Below are 16,474 nucleotides of genomic sequence, written 5' to 3'. Positions count from 1 at the left end.
GGGAAAGTTAAGAAGTGCTTTTTCACTCCTTGGGCGCATTGGCATTCCTGCCGGCCAGTATCACGCTGATCGTGTAGGCCGCTTCCGGCGTCAGACCGGCCATCACGCCAGCCGCAGCTTCGGGCCGCATCCGGCCCAGGAAACCAGCGGCGAATTCCGGTGCCATCTCTTCGAACAACGCCGCCGCATCCTTGGGCTTCATGTTCTCGTAGACGCTTGTCAGGCGCGCAAGATCCGTCTCTGCCGCCTGATCGACAATAGCAATGGTCGCGCTGAGCCTTTCTTCGGCTTCACGCAATTGCACCAGTTTTTCCCGGACCTTCTCATCCGCGATCCTGAGCGCCTGCATGCGCACCGCAATCTCTTCTTCCCGGTTGCGGATCTCGGTCTCGCGCTGGTCCATCGCCTGCAACAGGGGGATCAGGTCATCGTCTGCAACACAGTGCTGCGGCTCGGTTTTGTGCTGCGCATCCTCGGCGGCCATCTCCTCGGGGCTGGCTTCTTTCGCGATGGCCTCTGTGGCTTCCAGCCCGACGCGCAGGAATCCGGACGTGAGCAGCAACAAAGCAATCACCGTCAAGGCGCCCCTGGCCTTGCCTCTTTTTCTGGGTGACTTGGTGCGAGCCATCTTCGAAACCCTACCCTGCTGATCTGTTCACGTTGTGGGAAAAGACAGGCCCCGAGGGCTCGGGCGGCGGCTGATCGGCAGGTTGCCCCGGCGCGTCGGGCATGTCGTGCATGGAGGCCATCAGAAGTTCGAGCTTGCGCGACACGGCTTCCGCCCGTTCCGTCAACTGCTCCAGCGTTTCACTGGACCCATTGGCCGCGTCCTTGGCCGAGGCCAGGGTCTTGCTCAGGTCATCCACCTGAGCCGACAACACGGCCACAGCACCACCAACCCCGTTTTCGAGATCGTTGAACCGGCTCAGGCGTCGCGCGAGAACGTGACAATAGAGCCCCGCCCCCAATGCGCCGGCAACCAGCAATATGTCCGCAATCATTTCCATGTTCCCACCTCGTCAGTTCAGTACGAATTCCATGATCAGAAGGTTCGAAACCGCATCGTCGCCCAACACCAGCTGGGCCCGCCGCAACAGGTGTGACCGCACCTTGATCAGCGCTGTCGGGTCCTCCAGATCGGCGATCTCGACGGCGCGCAGGTAGGAATTGAACACGTCCACGACCCGGGGCAGCAAAGTCTCGACCTTGGGCTTGGCAGCACTGGGGACCTCGAGCTGTGCAGCGAATCGCAAATGCTTCATCTCGCCATCCGCGGACAGGGAAATGACCACCGGATCAACAGGCACGAAAGCCACCGGCGGCAGCTCGGTATCAACCTCGGGCTCGGGCTCTTCGGCGACTTTGGCCGAATCGCCCAGAATGAGCCCGGAATACACCGCATAGAACCCGCCCCCACCGCCCAGTATGGCCAGAACAAGGCCAATGATCAGGGGCAGTTTGGATTTCTTTTTGGGTTCTTCGGTCTTTTGGGTTTCAGGTTCTTCCATCGGTCGATCTTTCTGTTTGCCGACCCTCTATAACCCCTCAGGAACTAACCGATTATTAAGGCTGTTCGGCGACACATGGCGTCACACGCTGTCACCAGAAGGGTGATGCTGGAGGATGCTGTGACGCAAATCATGACTGTCTGGACCGGGCTCAGTCTTCAGAAGAAACTGATTGCCGCTGTGGCCACTTTGGGGATGTTTGCAACCGTTCTAATGCTGGGACGGCTGGCGACGACGCCCTCGATGTCGCTTCTTTATGCGGGTCTCGAAAGCGGCTCTGCGGGCGAGATCGTGCGCGTGCTGGAACAGGGCGGGACACCTTATGAAATCCGGGGCGATTCGATATTTGTACCCTCGACCGCGCGGGACGAACTGCGCCTGACGCTGGCGAGCGAGGGGCTGCCCGCCAATTCAACCAAAGGGTACGAACTTCTCGATTCGCTGACGGGGTTCGGCACAACGTCACAGATGTTCGATGCCGCCTATTGGCGTGCCAAGGAGGGCGAGCTTGCGCGGACCATTCTGTCGAATCCGTCGATCTCGTCTGTCCGGGTCCATATCGCCAACACCCAGTCGAACCCGTTTCAACGCGAAAGCGGCGCAACCGCCTCGGTGTTTGTAACAAGTGTTAACGGCGCGCTGCCTTCGCAGCAGGCCAAGGCATTGAAATTCCTCGTCGCCTCTGCCGTTCCCGGGCTGGTTCCCGACGATGTGGCTGTGATTGACAGCGTCTCGGGGCTCGTCTCGGGGAGCGAAGAAAAGGTTGTGGGAAATACGGGCGATGAAAAGTCGCTAGCCCTGAAAGAGCGTGTCACCCGTCTGGTCGAGGCCCGTGTGGGGCGTGGAAATGCTGTGGTCGAGGTCAGCGTCGATACGGTGACCGAGACAGAATCGGTACGCGAGCGCCTGGTCGATCCGGAAAGCCGGGTTGCCATCAGCACGGACACAGAGGAGCGTTCCAACACCTCGCAGGAGGCGGGCGGCGGCGATGTGACGGTGGCGTCGAACCTGCCCAACGGGGATGCCGGTGGCGGTGGCGAATCGAATTCGCAGAACAGCGAAACCCGCGAACGTGTGAACTACGAAGTATCTGAAACAGAACGCGAAATCATCCGTGAGCCGGGTGCCATCAAACGGCTGACCGTGGCAGTTCTGGTGAATGGGCAGACGCAGATTCAGGATGACGGAAGCGAAGCTTTTGTCCCTGTCGCAGAAGAGGACCTGAATGCCCTGCGGGATCTGGTGGCTTCGGCCGTCGGGTTCGAGGAGGCGCGCGGCGATGTGATCACGATCAAATCCATGCCGTTCCAGCCGGTCGAAGAAGCGGGTGCCACGGCCACTGCCGATTTCTGGTCGGGCATTCCGCTGGACCCTGTGTCTCTGATCCAGATGGCAGTCCTTGCGATTGTCAGCCTGATCCTCGGTCTGTTTGTTGTCCGTCCAATCCTGTCTTCACCGGAACAGGACCAGGTTTTGGCCCTGCCCGGCGCGCCCTCTGACATGCCCGAGACCGGTTTTGAAACCCCTGACAATGAGCCAACCGCGGTGCTGACCGGCGAAATCGACGATGGAACCGGAGAATTCGCGCCTTTGCCCACATTTGACAGTGCAACCGATTTCGATGCCGCAGGCGGATTTACCGGCGACGAAAGCCCGGATCCGGTTGAGCGCCTGCGCAACGCCATCAGTGATCGGCGCGAAGAAACCGTGGAAATCCTGCGCGGCTGGCTGGATGAGACAGAGGAAAAGGCATGACGACGTTAAATGATCTGCTGGAAGACTTCGGATCGGTATCTGAACACCGCAGCCTAGGTCTGTCGGATGAAGAGATTGAAACCCAAAAGCTCGAAAGCTTCGAAGAAGGCTACAAGGCCGGATGGGATGATGCGGCCAAGGCGCAGTCCAAGGATCGGCGCAACCTGTCGACCGATCTGTCGCAAAACCTGCTCGACCTATCATTTACCTATAACGAGGCCTATGCCCATATGATCAAGGGGCTGCGCCCGTTATTGACCGAACTGACGACAAAGGTCCTGCCCGAGGTCATGCATGCCACGATAGGCCACCGGGTTGTCGAGGAAGTGCTCAGGATCGCCAATCAATCACAGGCGGGGTGCAAAGTCGTCGTGCTTGTCCCAAGCGAGAACCTTGCCGCCGTCGAAGACGTGTTTGAGCAGGATTTTTCCTTTCCGGTCACGGTCCGCGAGGATGCCTCGCTTGCGCCCGGCCAAGTGCAGATGCGCTTTGACGAACAGGAACTGGAGCTCAATCTCGCCAGCCTGATGACCGACATCCAGGACGCCATCGAAACCTTTTCACAATACCTATCCTCGGGAGCAGAAGATGAGCAGCGAGACGCCATTTGATTTGGGGGCCAGCCCCTTTACCAGCGTTCCGATCGAAATCACCATCGCGGTGGGCCGGGCGCGTCCGACGGTGCGGGAACTGCTGGCGCTGGGTCCGAATTCCGTCCTGCCTCTGGACCGGCGCATCGAGGACCCGGTCGAGCTCTATGCCGGGTCCCGTCTGATCGCCAAGGGCGAGTTGATGGAGGCGGAAGGGGAAGGCGGAGGAAAACTTTCGGTCCGGCTGACCGAGGTTGCCGATCTGCAAAGCACATTGGGGCAGGAATGACGCGCCGGGCAACAGCGATTGTTTTTGCCCTGAGCGTCGCGCTTGTCAGCGTCCCGGCTCAGATCGCTTTCGCACAGGATTTTTCGCTGTCCCTCGGCGATGACGGGTCGCTCACGGCGCGCGGGCTTCAGTTGATCCTGTTGATCACTGTGCTGAGCCTCGCGCCGGGGATCGCGGTCATGGTGACCTGCTTTCCCTTTATCGTCACCGTTCTCTCCATCCTGCGCCAGGCATTGGGCCTGCAGCAATCGCCGCCCAACATGCTGATCGTGACCCTGGCACTGTTCCTGACCTATTTCGTCATGGAACCGGTGTTTCAGGCGGCGTGGCAATCCGGCATTCAACCGGTCCTGAACGAAGAAATCGAGATCGAAGCAGGCTTTCAGCGCACGCTAGAGCCCTTCCGCGTCTTCATGGCGGCCCGCGTCGAGGCAGAGACCTTTGCCGCCATGGCGGATCTGCGCGGCGCAACAGAACTGGCCGCGCCATCACCGGAAGCGCCGGCCAGCATCCTGATCCCAAGCTTCCTTTTGTCGGAAATGTCCCGTGCGTTTCAGATCGGGTTCCTGATCTTCCTACCGTTTCTCATCATTGACCTTGTCGTCGCCGCCATCCTGATGTCGATGGGGATGATGATGGTTCCGCCCGCGATCGTATCACTGCCCTTCAAGCTGGCGTTTTTCGTCGTTGCCGATGGCTGGGCGCTGATCTCAAGCAGTCTTGTCCGCGGCTATTTCTGACCCCGGAAAATTCGGAAACGATCCGGAATGCGCGGCACCCTCCAGCCCACCCAGAACCAGATCACAGACCAGCGTGGCGTATCTTTCGCGCTCGGCACGGTCTGCACTGCTGTTCCACATGTAGAACCAGTTGAGCATGCCAAAGACCGACATGGTGACCGAGCGCAACCTGGGTTTATCGCGGGCCAGGTCCCCGGGTGACAGTTGCGCGATGTTCTGCCGGACAATGCGCACCAGATCGCGTTGATAGCCGCGCAATGTGACCTGCTCCGTATCGGTCAGGACATGCATCGCGGCAATCTGGACCCGGTGTTCGTTGTCGCGGCCCTGATAGGCGGCAAGGATTTCATGCACGACCTGTCGAAACCGTTGTTCGGCCGTCAACCCGCTGGCATCAAGACCGGCGATGCGGTCGCGCAGCTGCATGAGATAGGTCTCAAGCAAATCGAACAGCAGCGCGTTCTTGCTGCTGTAATAGTGATAGATATTGGCCTTGGATATCTGGCACGCCTCGGCCAGCATGTTCATCGAGGCGCGGTCAAACCCCTGATCCGCAAAGACACGCGCAGCCGTTTCCAGGATCAGCGCCCGCTTGGTTTCGTGGTCCTTGGCAATTGTCCGGGCCATCGGTCACTCCTTGGGGCGGTTGTCGATCACGCGCACGGCCTTGCCCTGCGACCGCGCCACGGTGCCGGGGTCGCCCACCTCGATCTCGCAGGAGATGCCGATTGCGTCCTTGATCCGTTTGCTCAGCATGCGCGCCGCCGCCGCGCGGCTGGCCTCATCGGCGGCAGTCGGCGTTGCCTCCACATAGACGCGCATCGCATCCATACGTCCGGCGCGATAAAGCTCGATCTGGAAATGCGGGGCCAGACCGCCAGTTTGCAAGAGTTGTTCTTCAATCTGGGTCGGAAAGACATTCACGCCGCGCAGGATGATCATGTCGTCGCTGCGCCCGGTGATCTTTTCCATCCGCCGCATGGAGCGCGCCGTTCCCGGCATCAGCCGCGTCAGGTCCCGGGTCCGGTATCGGATCATCGGAAGGCCTTCCTTGGTCAAGGTGGTAAAAACCAGCTCCCCCTTTTCACCATCGGCCACCGGTTCGCCCGTCGCAGGATCGATGATCTCGGGGTAGAAGAAATCTTCCCAGATATGCAGCCCATCCTTGGTTTCCACGCATTCATTGGCCACGCCCGGCCCCATGACCTCGCTCAGCCCGTAGATGTCCACCGCATGCATGTCGAATGCGTTTTCGACTTCGGAGCGCATGGCGTTAGTCCAGGGTTCCGCACCGAAAATGCCCACATCGAGCGAAGACTCGCGCGGATCAAGCCCGACACGGTGAAATTCCTCAAGAATGTTCAGCATGTAGGAGGGTGTGACCATGATGGTCGATGGTTGGAAATCGGTGATCAGCGTGACCTGCCGCGCGGTCATCCCGCCCGAGACCGGCACAACCGTACAGCCCAGTTTTTCAGCCCCGTAATGCGCGCCCAATCCACCGGTGAACAGCCCATAGCCATAGGCAACATGCACCACGTCACCGGGCCGCGTTCCGCTGGCCCGCATGGACCGCGCCACCAGATGTGCCCAATCGTCGATATCCTTGGCCGTGTAGCCGACAACCGTTGGTTTGCCCGTCGTCCCCGACGACGCATGAATGCGCAGGATCTGTTCGCGCGGTACGGCGAATAGCCCAAAGGGATAATTGTCACGCAGGTCGGATTTGACCGTGAACGGGAATTTGGCGAGATCGCCCAGATCGTTCAGGTCATCGGGATGCACGCCCGCTGCATTGAACCGGTCCCGATAGAACGGGACATTGTCATAGGCGTGGCGCAGCGACCATTTCAGCCGCGACAGTTGCAGCGCGCGAATCTCGTCAATCGACGCGATCTCGATCGGGTCAAGCGTGTCTTTCGGCGGTGTGAGATCCTTCATCCTCGTCTCCCTCCCTGAAAATGGTTCCGCCAATTGCACGGGACGTGCCGCGGAATTCGGCGATTTTTTCGTTGTTCTGATTGGTCACCGTCACATCGTAGATGCCGTTTCGCCCGCGTAGATGCACTTCGCGCGCGATAGCGGTCAGCCTGTCGCCCAACCGCACCGGCGCGAGGTAGCTGATGGCGTTCTGGGCGGCGACGGTGGTCTGATTACGGCTGTTGCAGGCAAAGGCAAAGGCGCTGTCGGCCAGCGCAAAGGTGATACCGCCATGACCGATGCCGTGACCGTTGCAGTGATGTTTTTGCACGTCGAGCGACAGCGTTGCACAGCCCTCGCCCACGTCAACCAGAGACATGCCCAGCCATTGCGAGGCATGGTCCGAGGCCCACATGGCCTCAGCCGCTTGTTCTGCCCGTTGCTCCGGTGTCATGCCGATATCTCTCCCCGTGTGTCGGGAAGAGCTTACATAAACCGACCAACCGGTCAATAATTCATCAGGGCCACAGCCCCTACGAATTAGCCTTTCAGCCGCCGGTTCCGAGCTGCCAGAAGCTTCAGGCGCAATGCATTGAGCTGAATGAAGCCCGCTGCATCCTTCTGATCATAGGCACCTGCGTCGTCCTCAAAGGTGACATGCGCCTCGGAATAGAGCGAATGATCCGACCAGCGGCCAACCGTGCGCGCAGCCCCCTTGAACAGCATGAGCCGCACGGTGCCGCTCACATGTTCCTGACTGGTGTCGATCAGCGCCTGCAGCATCTCGCGCTCGGGCGAGAACCAGAAGCCGTTATAGATCAGCTCGGCATAGCGCGGCATGATCGAATCCTTGAGATGGCCCGCGCCGCTGTCCAGCGTGATCTGTTCGATGCCGCGATGCGCCTCCAGAAGGATGGTGCCGCCGGGCGTTTCATAGATGCCGCGGGATTTCATGCCGACAAAGCGGTTTTCCACGAAATCCAGACGGCCAATGCCATGACGGCGGCCATATTCGTTCAACTCGGTGAGGATCGTGGCAGGGCTTTTCGCGGTGCCGTTGATGGCCACGGCATCACCCTTTTCAAAGGTGATCTCGATATATTCCGGCTCGTCGGGGGCCGTGAGCGGATCATCGGTGCGCTGATAGACGTAGTCCGGGGCCATTTCTGCCGGGTCTTCCAGCACCTTGCCCTCGGACGAGGTGTGCAACAGGTTCGCATCCACCGAGAACGGCGCTTCGCCGCGCTTGTCCTTGGCGATCGGGATCTGGTGCTTTTCGGCAAAGTCGATCAGCTTGGTGCGCGAGGTCAGGTCCCATTCGCGCCATGGCGCAATCACCTTGATATCGGGGTTGAGCGCATAGCAGGCCAGTTCGAACCGCACCTGGTCGTTGCCCTTACCCGTCGCGCCATGAGCCACGGCATCGGCGCCGGTTTCCTCGGCAATCTCGACCAGCCGCTTGGAAATCAGCGGACGCGCAATGGAGGTCCCCAAGAGGTACAGCCCCTCATAGACCGCATTGGCGCGGAACATCGGGAACACGAAATCGCGCACGAATTCTTCGCGCAGATCCTCGATATAGATGTCTTTGACACCCATCATCTCGGCTTTCTTGCGCGCCGGTTCCAGCTCTTCGCCCTGACCGAGGTCGGCGGTAAAGGTTACAACTTCGCAGCCATACTCAGTTTCCAGCCATTTCAGGATGATCGAGGTATCGAGGCCACCGGAATAGGCCAGGACAACTTTCTTGGGCGCGGACATGGGCGATTTCCTTTTTGAATGACGGCAGTGCGATAGCCGTTTTGCATCGGGGGGGCAAGCAGGACGGATTGACGCCCGACTTCGCAGCGGCCAAGTTGCCCCGGTGAATGTGGGGAGTATGTGTCATGAAAGCCTGGTCGATGTTTGTGCATTCCGTCCGGTTGGTGTTGAACAATCTGGACGTGGCGCTGCGCGTATCACTGGTGCTGTATCTGGTGCAGGCAGCGTCGCAATACATGAATTACAAGGTCGCCCAAAGCCCCATGATCACCCTGCCCGGCGGTTCGCAAATCCCCGATGTCAGCGCGGGTGACAGCCTGTTGATGGTTGTTCTTGGGCTTGGGGCGCTGGTGGCGAGCCTTTGGATCGCCGTGGCGTGGCACAGGTTCGTCTTGCTTGCAGAGATGCCAAAGGGGTGGCTGCCGCAATGGCCATCCGGGCATATCATGGGCTACCTGTGGCGGTCGATCCTGCTTGCGCTGATCGTGGCGGTGGTCGTCGTGCCGGTGGCCACTGTGTTTGCGCTTCTCGGATCCTTGGTTCTGGCCACGGCTGCATCCGTCGGCATCGGGTCCTATGCGTTTTTCCGTCTGTCCCCCGTGCTTCCGGCCATCGCAGTTGGGCAGGACATGTCATTCGGCGATGCATTGGCCGCCACACGCGACAGTGGGGCAACCTTGTTCGGGCTGGCCGGTCTGATGATTCTTGGCTCCCTGCTTATGCAAATGCCCACGATCCTCAGCGGCGATCCGAGATCGGTGATATCGCTGGTATATGGCATTGTCGTGGGATGGTTCGCGACCATGATCGGTGTGTCTCTGCTCACCACGGTGTATGGCCACTATGTCGAAGGCCGCGCAATCGACTGACACGGTCGCGCGTGACGCGGCAAACGTCGCCCGGATGCCGCAATTTCGCCCGGTCCGCATGCTAGATCATCAGAAATTGCGCCTCTTGTGGACGAATGGTGCTCTGCCCCTATGTTGCCGGTTTGCGCTTTACTGAACAGCCAGCGAATGCGATGTGACCATGAACAAGCCGATCCGGACCGACCATATGACCGCAGCGACCACGATCATACCAAGTGCAGAAAACCTGCGCGGCTATCGCAATGCGTTGGGTCAATTCGCAACGGGTATCACGATTGTGACGGCGCGCACGAAAGACGGGCCGGTTGGCATGACGGCGAATTCCTTCAATTCCGTCTCGCTGGAACCGCCGCTGGTGCTGTGGTGTCTTGCCAAGGATTCACAACGCCGTGGTGCCTTTGAGCAAGCAACCGAATTCGGGATCAGCGTATTGCGCTCGGACCAGTGCGATCTGGCCATGGCATTCGCCCGTGAGGGGCAGTGTTTCACCGCTGAAAACAGCTTTGACAGCGATGCGGGCCTGCCGTTGATCCGCGGTGCGCTGGCAAATTTCGAATGTCGGCTGGAGCGGACGATGGACGCGGGCGATCATGAGATCATCCTGGCACGCGTCGCGAAAGTGAGCTTTTCCGAAGGCGATCCGCTGATCTTTCAGGGCGGTCGCTTCGGCACTCTGATGAGCTGACTTGTGTCGGGGCCTCAACCCAGCGGTGATTTCATAGCGGAACTCGCGGTTGAAAGAGGCTCAGGCGGCGATGTTTTTGTGACCGGCCACTATGATGTTGACCGATTCACTCCGGGTCTCTTCGCAGCGCATGAAATCCTCTGTCCCGAGACCCTGAAACATGCAGTGCCCAAGCGGCAGGCCGAGTTCCTTGCCGGGCGATTGATCGCAAACACGGCGTTGCGCATGCTGGGTTTCGGGCCCGGCAAGATCGGACGAGGTGCCTTTGGAGAACCGCTGTGGCCAGACGGGATTCGGGGTTCGATCACGCATTCCAAGGGGTTTGCCGCCGTCTGGTTGACGACAGAAGCCTGGCATCCGGGGCTTGATGCCGAGCATATGCCGTCACCTTCCGCGATCGAGGCCATACGCTCGGGCGTATTGACCGAAGCCGAACGCGCCCGCCCCTTATCCAACCGCGACCACGTCGCTGTGTTTTCGGCCAAAGAAGCGCTGTTCAAGGCGCTGTTCCCATTGGTCGGTAAACGTTTCGGGTTTGGCGCGGCCGAGTTGGAGAGCCCGATCACAGACGAGCATTTGCGCCTGAGGCTGACGCGCGATCTTGCCAATGGGCTGGACGCGGGTGCTGCATTTGACGTCTCATTGAACTGGGCGGATACCCGGGTTACCAGCCGGGTGCGCGGCCCTGGCCTCTAGACCGGTTGTGCGTGTCGGTCAGCTGGCCAAACGCGTATTGAGCCCGGAATGAAATTCCGAACGCGATGTCCGGTAAATCTCGGCCAGTTGCGCCATGCTGATCGGGAGCGATTGGCCAGCCGCCGCCGCCGTCTCACCTAAACCGCAATATTCCGCGAATTCGGTAAACCCGAGGTTCAGGGCACTGCCCTTGAGAAAATGCAACTGCGCTTCGATATCATCCGGGTCCGCAGACAGGCACTCAATGACCGAATCCACCTCTTCAAGGAAAAGGTCGACCACTTCCGAGAAATCGTCTTCTCCGACTTCCGCACGCAATTCAGACACACGAGACCAATCAATCATGTGCTTTGCCTCCGTTGGTTTCGCAATCCATAGCATGCAATTCTGAATAGGCGGTTTCCCAAGAACCTAAAGTTTTCCGAGAAATCGGTCATTCACCTCGTGTTAAGTGCCGTTTGGCAAACCAGCGTCAGATGTAACAAGTTTGCCGGGCGGGTGATGGTCTTGACGGGCTCAATAGAAGACGAAAATGCGGATCCGGTCGTCGACGGGCTCCGTATCCTGATTGTCGATGACAGCAAGTTGCAGCGCAAGATTTTGAGCGCGTCGCTGATGCGCCTGGGCTATGAAGTCATCGAAGCAGATGGCGGAGAGCGCGCGTTGGAGCTGTGCCGTGACATGCCCCCCGATCTGGTTCTGAGCGACTGGATGATGCCCGGCATGGATGGTCTGGAGTTCTGCAAACGCTTCCGGGAGATGCCCCGCGAAAGCTACGGCTATTTCATTCTTTTGACGTCGAAGAATGACAAAGGCGCAGTCGCGCAGGGGCTGGATAACGGGGCCGATGATTTCCTGTCCAAGCCCGTGAACGGTGAGGAATTGCGGGCGCGCATCACGGCGGGCGAACGCATCCTCAAGATGCAGAGGCAGCTGAGCGAACAAAACCGCCAGATCACCGAATCGCTGACGGAAATTCAGCGGCTCTATGATGCCGTGGACAATGACCTGATCGAGGCCAAGAAGCTTCAGCAATCCCTTGTGCGGGAACGGTTTCGGGATTTCGGCAATGCCGAACTTGCCCTGCTGTTGCGGCCAAGCGGGCATGTCGGCGGCGATTTGGTTGGTTTTTTCCCGGTCGGGAAATCGCGCTTCGGGCTTTTCGCCATCGATGTCTCGGGTCATGGAATCAGCTCGGCCTTGATAACCGCGCGTTTGGCGGGATATCTCACCTCTTCGACCCCCGAACAGAATATCGCCCTTTGCGAAACATCAGGCTCAGCCCTCGATATCCGCCCTCCGCATGAGGTTATCGCCCATCTCAACAGGCTCGTTCTGACCGAGATGGAAACCGAGCACTATTTTACGATGGTGTTTGCCGATGTGGACCTGGACACGGGACGCATGCTGAGTGCACAGGCGGGGCATCCGCATCCGATTATCGAACGCAAGGATGGCAGTCTTGAGATGCTGGGCAGTGGCGGTTTGCCGGTCGGATTAATCGAGGATGCGGAATTTGAAACCATCGAGACGCAGTTTGCGCCCGGCGACCGGGTTATCATCTGCTCGGACGGGATCACCGAATGCCCGGATGACAAGGGCGGAATGCTGGAAGATGAAGGGCTGCTTCGACTGGTCCGCGAGCTTCGGGATATGCGGGGACCGGATTACCTTGAGGCCATGGTCTGGCGGTTGGCAGAGTTCGCCGGGGGCGAGGATTTTCCCGACGACATTTCGGCCGCGCTTCTGGAATTCAAGTGATCCAGCCCCGGCGGTGGGCAAGCGACACCATGCGCTGATCACCGGTATTGCCAAGGTCCCGGATGGCGGTGGACACCCCGGCGAACAGCGCCTCGTGATGCGGCTCGCTCGGCGGGCCAATCCGGCGGGTCGGCCGGGCCAGATACACGGTGCACATTTTTTCCGCCCAGAATCCGTAATCCGGCATAAAGACAAAGCGGCGAAACGCGCCAATCCGGCGCGGCGACGCGATGCGCCACCCGGTTTCCTCGAACACTTCCCGGTGCAGCGCCGTCAGGGGCGATTCCCCCGGATCAATCCCGCCGCCGGGCAATTGCAGCGCTTCGTCCGAATCGAGCTGCCGGGTCAAAAGGAGCCCGCCGCCACAGGGCAGGATGGCATAGGCCCCGGGTCGCAACCGGTAGCGAATTTTGCGGTCCGGCGGCAGTCCGACGCGCCTGATCATGTCGGCCCCCTTGGTCCTTGGCTTGTGGCGCCCATATAGTCGCGATATGCGAGGCATGGGCAACAAGGAAATCCGATGACATCTGCAAACGCCATCGCGTGGGACGACAGCGTCCTGCCGTTTCAGCTTGATCACGCCGACATTCGCGGGCGCGTCGCGCGTCTGGACGGTGTACTTGACGGGATTCTCAAGCAGCATGACTATCCGCCGGTGGTCGAGGCGCTGGTCGCGGAAATGGCGCTTTTGACAGCGCTGATCGGGCAGACCGTCAAACTGCGCTGGAAATTGTCACTGCAGGTCCAGTCCAAAGGTCCGGTGCGCATGATTGCCACCGATTACTACGGCGCTACAAGCGAGGGTGAGCCCGCCCGCATCCGCGCTTATGCCAGCTATGATGAAAACCGGCTCACAGACGGCGCTCCCTTCGATCAGGTCGGCGAAGGCTATTTCGCGATCATGATTGATCAGGGCAAGGGCATGAAACCCTATCAGGGCATTACTCCGCTGGCGGGTGGCGCGCTGCGCGCCTGCGCCGAAAGCTATTTTGCGCAATCCGAACAGATCCCGACGCGTTTTGCGCTCAGCTTTGGCAAATCTCAAATGCCGGGCCAACCCGAGCACTGGCGCGCGGGCGGCGTGATGATCCAGCACATGCCCAAGGCCTCGCCCTTTGTGCAGGGCGAAGGCGGCGCTGGCGAGGCGGGTCTGCTGACCCCCTCGGACGTGGTGCGGGACGGGGAAGACGGCGAAAACTGGAACCGGGTCAATATCCTGCTCGACACGGTGGAAGAAATGGAATTGATCGGGCCGCAAGTGCCGCCCACCGATTTGCTGGTCCGGCTCTTTCACGAAGAACGGCCGCGCGTGTTTGATGTGCAGCCGGTGCGCTTTGGCTGCACCTGCTCCGAGGAGCGCGTGCGCCAGAGCCTGTCGATCTACTCCGCCAAGGACATCGAAAAGATGACCACCGGGGACGGGCGTGTCACCGCCGATTGCCAGTTCTGCGGGGCGCACTACGACCTCGACCCCAAAACCGTGGGGTTCGAGGCCGATGACAGCTGACCCGCTCGCGCCAGTCATCGACGCGCTGGCACGGGACAGCAGCGCATCGTCGGATTTCGATCTGAACCCCGATGTGGTGCTGCCCGCGGGTCGGAAACTGCGCCCCGCCGGGGTGTTGATCGGCCTGTACGTAGTTGAGGGCGCGCCGCAGGTTTTGCTCACCAAACGCTCCTCTGCGCTCAAGCATCACCCCGGGCAAATCGCCTTTCCCGGCGGCAAACAGGACGACGGCGATGCAGACGTGATCGCCGCCGCGCTGCGCGAAGCCGAGGAAGAGGTGGGGCTGCCCCGCGAGAACGTTGACGTGCTCGGGACCCTGCCCAGCCATGAAACCGTGACCAGCTTCATGGTCACGCCGGTTCTGGCCCGGATCACCGCGCCCTTCACACCCGTCCCGGAACCCGGCGAGGTGGACGAGGTGTTTCAGGTGCCGCTATCCCATGTCACCAATCCGGCACGGTTTTCGGTGCAGTCGCGCCGCTGGCGCGGGCATAGGCGATCCTACTACACCGTCCCCTTCGGCCCCTATTACATATGGGGCGCCACCGCGCGTATCCTGCGCGGGTTGGCGGAAAGGATGGCTTCATGAAGGTGACGGGAGATTGGTTGACCCGGCGCGAATCTCAGGACGTCTGCGCCATGCTCACCGATGCCGGGCATAGCGCGTATTTCGTTGGCGGCTGCGTGCGCAACGCGCTGTTGGGTGCGCCGGTCAGCGATATCGACATCAGCACAGACGCGCACCCGGAGCGGGTGGTCGACCTGGCCCGGGCCGCCGGGTTTCACCCTGTCCCCACCGGGATCGACCATGGCACCATCACCGTGGTCGCCAACCACATCCCGCATGAGATCACCACCTTTCGCAAGGATGTGGAAACCGATGGGCGGCGTGCTGTGGTGGCCTTTGCCGATACGCTGGACGAGGACGCGCATCGGCGCGATTTCACCATGAACGCGCTTTATGCGGACGCGACAGGGCTGGTCACCGACCCGGTCGGAGGGCTGGATGATCTGGCCGACCGCCATGTGCGCTTCATCGACGATGCCGCCCAGCGCATCCGCGAGGATTACCTGCGCACGCTGCGGTTTTTCCGGTTCAACGCGTGGTATGGCGACGTGAGCGGCGGATACGACGCCGATGCACTGGATGCAATTGCCAGCAATCTGGACGGGCTGGAGCGCTTGTCGCGCGAACGGATCGGGGCCGAGATGCTCAAGCTCTTGGCGGCACCAGACCCGGTTTCCGCGGTCGCGGTTATGCGCGCCGCAGGCGTTTTGGCGCGGGTTTTGCCGGGGGCTGACGATACCGCACTGGGCCCGTTGATCGCGATCGAGGAGATTGCGGGCCTTGATCCGGACCCTGTCCTGAGATTGGCCGCACTGGGTGGCGAGGATGTGGCAGCCCGGTTCCGCCTGAGCCGTGCAGATGCCAGGCGCCGTGCGTTTCTGGTTTCCAAGGCGGGCGCGCCGACCTCCGCCGCCGAGCTTGGCTATCGCCACGGGTTTGACGCGGGCGTGCAGGTTCTGGCGCTTCGGGCCGCAAGCCTTCAGGAGTATCTGGACCCCAAACATGTCGAAGAACTGCAGGCAGGCTCCGAACAGGTGTTCCCAATCAGCTCCGCTGACCTGAAGGCGCGCTTTTCCGGTCCGGCCCTGGGCAAACGGCTGCGTCTGCTGGAGCAGGCCTGGATCGAGTCCGGCTTCACACTCGGAAAGGACGACTTGCTGCACCATGATTGATCCGCTTTATGGGTTTGTGTTTCTCGGGCTGTTTTCGCCAGGACCGAACGTGATCCTGCTGACCGCCTCGGGCGCGCGGTTTGGATTTCGTCCAACGCTGCCGCATCTCGCGGGGGTGGTCGTGGGGGTGGGCATCACTGCCGGGCTGACCGGAGCGGGCATCGGCGCGGCGCTGGCCACGATGCCAAGGCTGGAAATGCTGCTCAGGATCGCGGCGGCGGGCTGGATCCTCTACATGGCGTGGCGGCTTTGGTTTGCACGCCGGCCCGATGCGGACCCCGCAGCGCGCCCGATGTCTTTCATCGAGGCGGTATTGTTTCAGTGGGTCAACCCCAAGGTCTGGGCCGTCGCGCTGGCCGCCGCCTCGGCCTATCCCGGCGGGCTGTCCCCGCTGTGGGAGGGGCTGCGCCTTGGTTCTGCGTTTTCCGGGATCAACTTTGGTGTCTGCCTTTTCTGGACTGCGGCGGGCACGCTTCTGGCCTATCTGCTCCAAAGCCCGCTGGCGTGGCGTGTGTTCAACCGGATCATGGCGACAGCACTGGCGGGTTTTGCGGCGCTCTTGTTCGTCTGACCCCACAGGGGTGACAAACCCCTTCGATCACGCTACGAAATTCAAAGCAATCAGGGGGGCGAAACATGGAGACAGAGCTTTG

Annotated in this window: 21 protein-coding genes; 12 read left to right on the top strand and 9 right to left on the bottom strand. The window is 60.6% G+C overall.

The features are described 5' to 3' along the window. Positions 1–22: 22 nt before the first annotated feature. From PGB28_RS17540 to PGB28_RS17530, 3 genes are read right to left on the bottom strand one after another with little or no spacing between them, the layout of a single operon-like run. Positions 23–628 (bottom strand): MotE family protein, encoded by a 606-nt coding sequence (locus PGB28_RS17540; protein WP_271422830.1) that lies wholly within the window; start codon positions 626–628, stop codon positions 23–25. Between the two features lie 10 nt (positions 629–638). Continuing rightward, on the bottom strand, positions 639–1,007 hold the full coding sequence (locus PGB28_RS17535; RefSeq protein WP_271422829.1) for a DUF6468 domain-containing protein: 369 nt from the start codon (positions 1,005–1,007) through the stop codon (positions 639–641). A 12-nt stretch (positions 1,008–1,019) separates the two neighbouring features. Further along, positions 1,020–1,508 carry a flagellar basal body-associated FliL family protein gene (locus PGB28_RS17530; protein ID WP_271422828.1) on the bottom strand — a complete coding sequence of 163 codons (489 nt, stop codon included), beginning with the start codon at positions 1,506–1,508 and terminating at the stop codon, positions 1,020–1,022. A 105-nt stretch (positions 1,509–1,613) separates the two neighbouring features. Here PGB28_RS17530 and fliF point away from each other — a divergent pair, with 105 nt between their 5' ends. From fliF to fliP, 4 genes are read left to right on the top strand one after another with little or no spacing between them, the layout of a single operon-like run. Beyond that, the gene (fliF, locus tag PGB28_RS17525; protein ID WP_271422827.1) at positions 1,614–3,263 is read left to right on the top strand and encodes a flagellar basal-body MS-ring/collar protein FliF; all 1,650 of its coding nucleotides are present in this window, start codon (positions 1,614–1,616) and stop codon (positions 3,261–3,263) included. Further along, a complete protein-coding gene (locus tag PGB28_RS17520) occupies positions 3,260–3,874 on the top strand; it encodes a FliH/SctL family protein (RefSeq protein ID WP_271422826.1) in 615 nt (204 codons plus the stop codon). The genes fliF and PGB28_RS17520 overlap by 4 nt, the downstream gene beginning before the upstream one ends. Then, positions 3,852–4,142: a FliM/FliN family flagellar motor C-terminal domain-containing protein gene (locus PGB28_RS17515; RefSeq protein ID WP_271422825.1), complete on the top strand. Its 291-nt coding sequence runs from the start codon at positions 3,852–3,854 to the stop codon at positions 4,140–4,142. Before PGB28_RS17520 ends, PGB28_RS17515 begins: the two co-directional genes overlap by 23 nt. Then, a complete protein-coding gene (gene fliP / locus PGB28_RS17510; RefSeq protein ID WP_271422824.1) occupies positions 4,139–4,882 on the top strand; it encodes a flagellar type III secretion system pore protein FliP in 744 nt (247 codons plus the stop codon). The genes PGB28_RS17515 and fliP overlap by 4 nt, the downstream gene beginning before the upstream one ends. Here the strand turns inward: fliP and PGB28_RS17505 are convergent. The 4 genes from PGB28_RS17505 to PGB28_RS17490 form a co-directional block, all read right to left on the bottom strand. Further along, positions 4,853–5,509 carry a TetR/AcrR family transcriptional regulator gene (locus tag PGB28_RS17505; protein WP_271422823.1) on the bottom strand — a complete coding sequence of 219 codons (657 nt, stop codon included), beginning with the start codon at positions 5,507–5,509 and terminating at the stop codon, positions 4,853–4,855. The genes fliP and PGB28_RS17505 overlap by 30 nt on opposite strands. 3 nt (positions 5,510–5,512) lie before the next feature. Beyond that, positions 5,513–6,823: a phenylacetate--CoA ligase PaaK gene (paaK, locus tag PGB28_RS17500; RefSeq protein WP_271422822.1), complete on the bottom strand. Its 1,311-nt coding sequence runs from the start codon at positions 6,821–6,823 to the stop codon at positions 5,513–5,515. Continuing rightward, positions 6,789–7,256, bottom strand: a complete 468-nt coding sequence (gene paaI / locus PGB28_RS17495) for a hydroxyphenylacetyl-CoA thioesterase PaaI (RefSeq protein ID WP_271422821.1) — start codon at positions 7,254–7,256, stop codon at positions 6,789–6,791. Before paaI ends, paaK begins: the two co-directional genes overlap by 35 nt. An 86-nt stretch (positions 7,257–7,342) precedes the next feature. Continuing rightward, complete coding sequence (locus PGB28_RS17490; RefSeq protein ID WP_271422820.1) at positions 7,343–8,563, bottom strand: argininosuccinate synthase; 1,221 nt, start codon at positions 8,561–8,563, stop codon at positions 7,343–7,345. A 125-nt stretch (positions 8,564–8,688) separates the two neighbouring features. Here PGB28_RS17490 and PGB28_RS17485 point away from each other — a divergent pair, with 125 nt between their 5' ends. The 3 genes from PGB28_RS17485 (at position 8,689) to PGB28_RS17475 (ending at position 10,813) form a co-directional block, all read left to right on the top strand. Continuing rightward, entirely contained in the window at positions 8,689–9,432 is a 744-nt protein-coding gene (locus PGB28_RS17485; RefSeq protein ID WP_271422819.1) for a hypothetical protein, read from the top strand. Positions 9,433–9,592: 160 nt separating this feature from the next. Continuing rightward, on the top strand, positions 9,593–10,117 hold the full coding sequence (locus tag PGB28_RS17480) for a flavin reductase family protein (protein ID WP_271422818.1): 525 nt from the start codon (positions 9,593–9,595) through the stop codon (positions 10,115–10,117). A 78-nt stretch (positions 10,118–10,195) separates the two neighbouring features. Further along, positions 10,196–10,813 (top strand): 4'-phosphopantetheinyl transferase family protein, encoded by a 618-nt coding sequence (locus PGB28_RS17475; protein WP_271422817.1) that lies wholly within the window; start codon positions 10,196–10,198, stop codon positions 10,811–10,813. An 18-nt stretch (positions 10,814–10,831) separates the two neighbouring features. Here PGB28_RS17475 and PGB28_RS17470 read toward each other — a convergent pair whose 3' ends face one another. Further along, a complete protein-coding gene (locus PGB28_RS17470) occupies positions 10,832–11,158 on the bottom strand; it encodes an Hpt domain-containing protein (protein ID WP_271422816.1) in 327 nt (108 codons plus the stop codon). A 156-nt stretch (positions 11,159–11,314) separates the two neighbouring features. On the opposite strand from PGB28_RS17470, the gene PGB28_RS17465 reads away from it, so the two are divergent. Next, positions 11,315–12,574, top strand: a complete 1,260-nt coding sequence (locus PGB28_RS17465) for a PP2C family protein-serine/threonine phosphatase (RefSeq protein ID WP_271422850.1) — start codon at positions 11,315–11,317, stop codon at positions 12,572–12,574. On the opposite strand, the gene PGB28_RS17460 is transcribed toward PGB28_RS17465, so the two are convergent. Further along, positions 12,567–13,019: an NUDIX hydrolase gene (locus tag PGB28_RS17460; protein WP_271422815.1), complete on the bottom strand. Its 453-nt coding sequence runs from the start codon at positions 13,017–13,019 to the stop codon at positions 12,567–12,569. The genes PGB28_RS17465 and PGB28_RS17460 overlap by 8 nt on opposite strands. 75 nt (positions 13,020–13,094) lie before the next feature. Between PGB28_RS17460 and hslO the strand changes: the two genes are divergently transcribed. The 4 genes from hslO to PGB28_RS17440 are packed head-to-tail and all read left to right on the top strand — an operon-like array spanning position 13,095 to position 16,392. Beyond that, positions 13,095–14,081 carry an Hsp33 family molecular chaperone HslO gene (gene hslO, locus PGB28_RS17455; RefSeq protein WP_271422814.1) on the top strand — a complete coding sequence of 329 codons (987 nt, stop codon included), beginning with the start codon at positions 13,095–13,097 and terminating at the stop codon, positions 14,079–14,081. Continuing rightward, positions 14,071–14,670, top strand: coding sequence for a CoA pyrophosphatase (locus PGB28_RS17450; protein ID WP_271422813.1), 600 nt, complete (start codon positions 14,071–14,073; stop codon positions 14,668–14,670). Before hslO ends, PGB28_RS17450 begins: the two co-directional genes overlap by 11 nt. Further along, positions 14,667–15,821, top strand: coding sequence for a CCA tRNA nucleotidyltransferase (locus tag PGB28_RS17445; protein ID WP_271422812.1), 1,155 nt, complete (start codon positions 14,667–14,669; stop codon positions 15,819–15,821). The genes PGB28_RS17450 and PGB28_RS17445 overlap by 4 nt, the downstream gene beginning before the upstream one ends. Then, positions 15,814–16,392 (top strand): LysE family translocator, encoded by a 579-nt coding sequence (locus PGB28_RS17440; protein ID WP_271422811.1) that lies wholly within the window; start codon positions 15,814–15,816, stop codon positions 16,390–16,392. Before PGB28_RS17445 ends, PGB28_RS17440 begins: the two co-directional genes overlap by 8 nt. The last annotated feature ends 82 nt before the right edge of the window (positions 16,393–16,474 follow it).

It is taken from the genome of Primorskyibacter aestuariivivens, assembly GCF_028023675.1.
Taxonomy (GTDB): Bacteria; Pseudomonadota; Alphaproteobacteria; order Rhodobacterales; family Rhodobacteraceae; genus Marinovum; species Marinovum aestuariivivens.
Note: the sequence above shows the minus strand (reverse complement) of the source record. Positions and strands in the feature narration are given on the sequence as shown.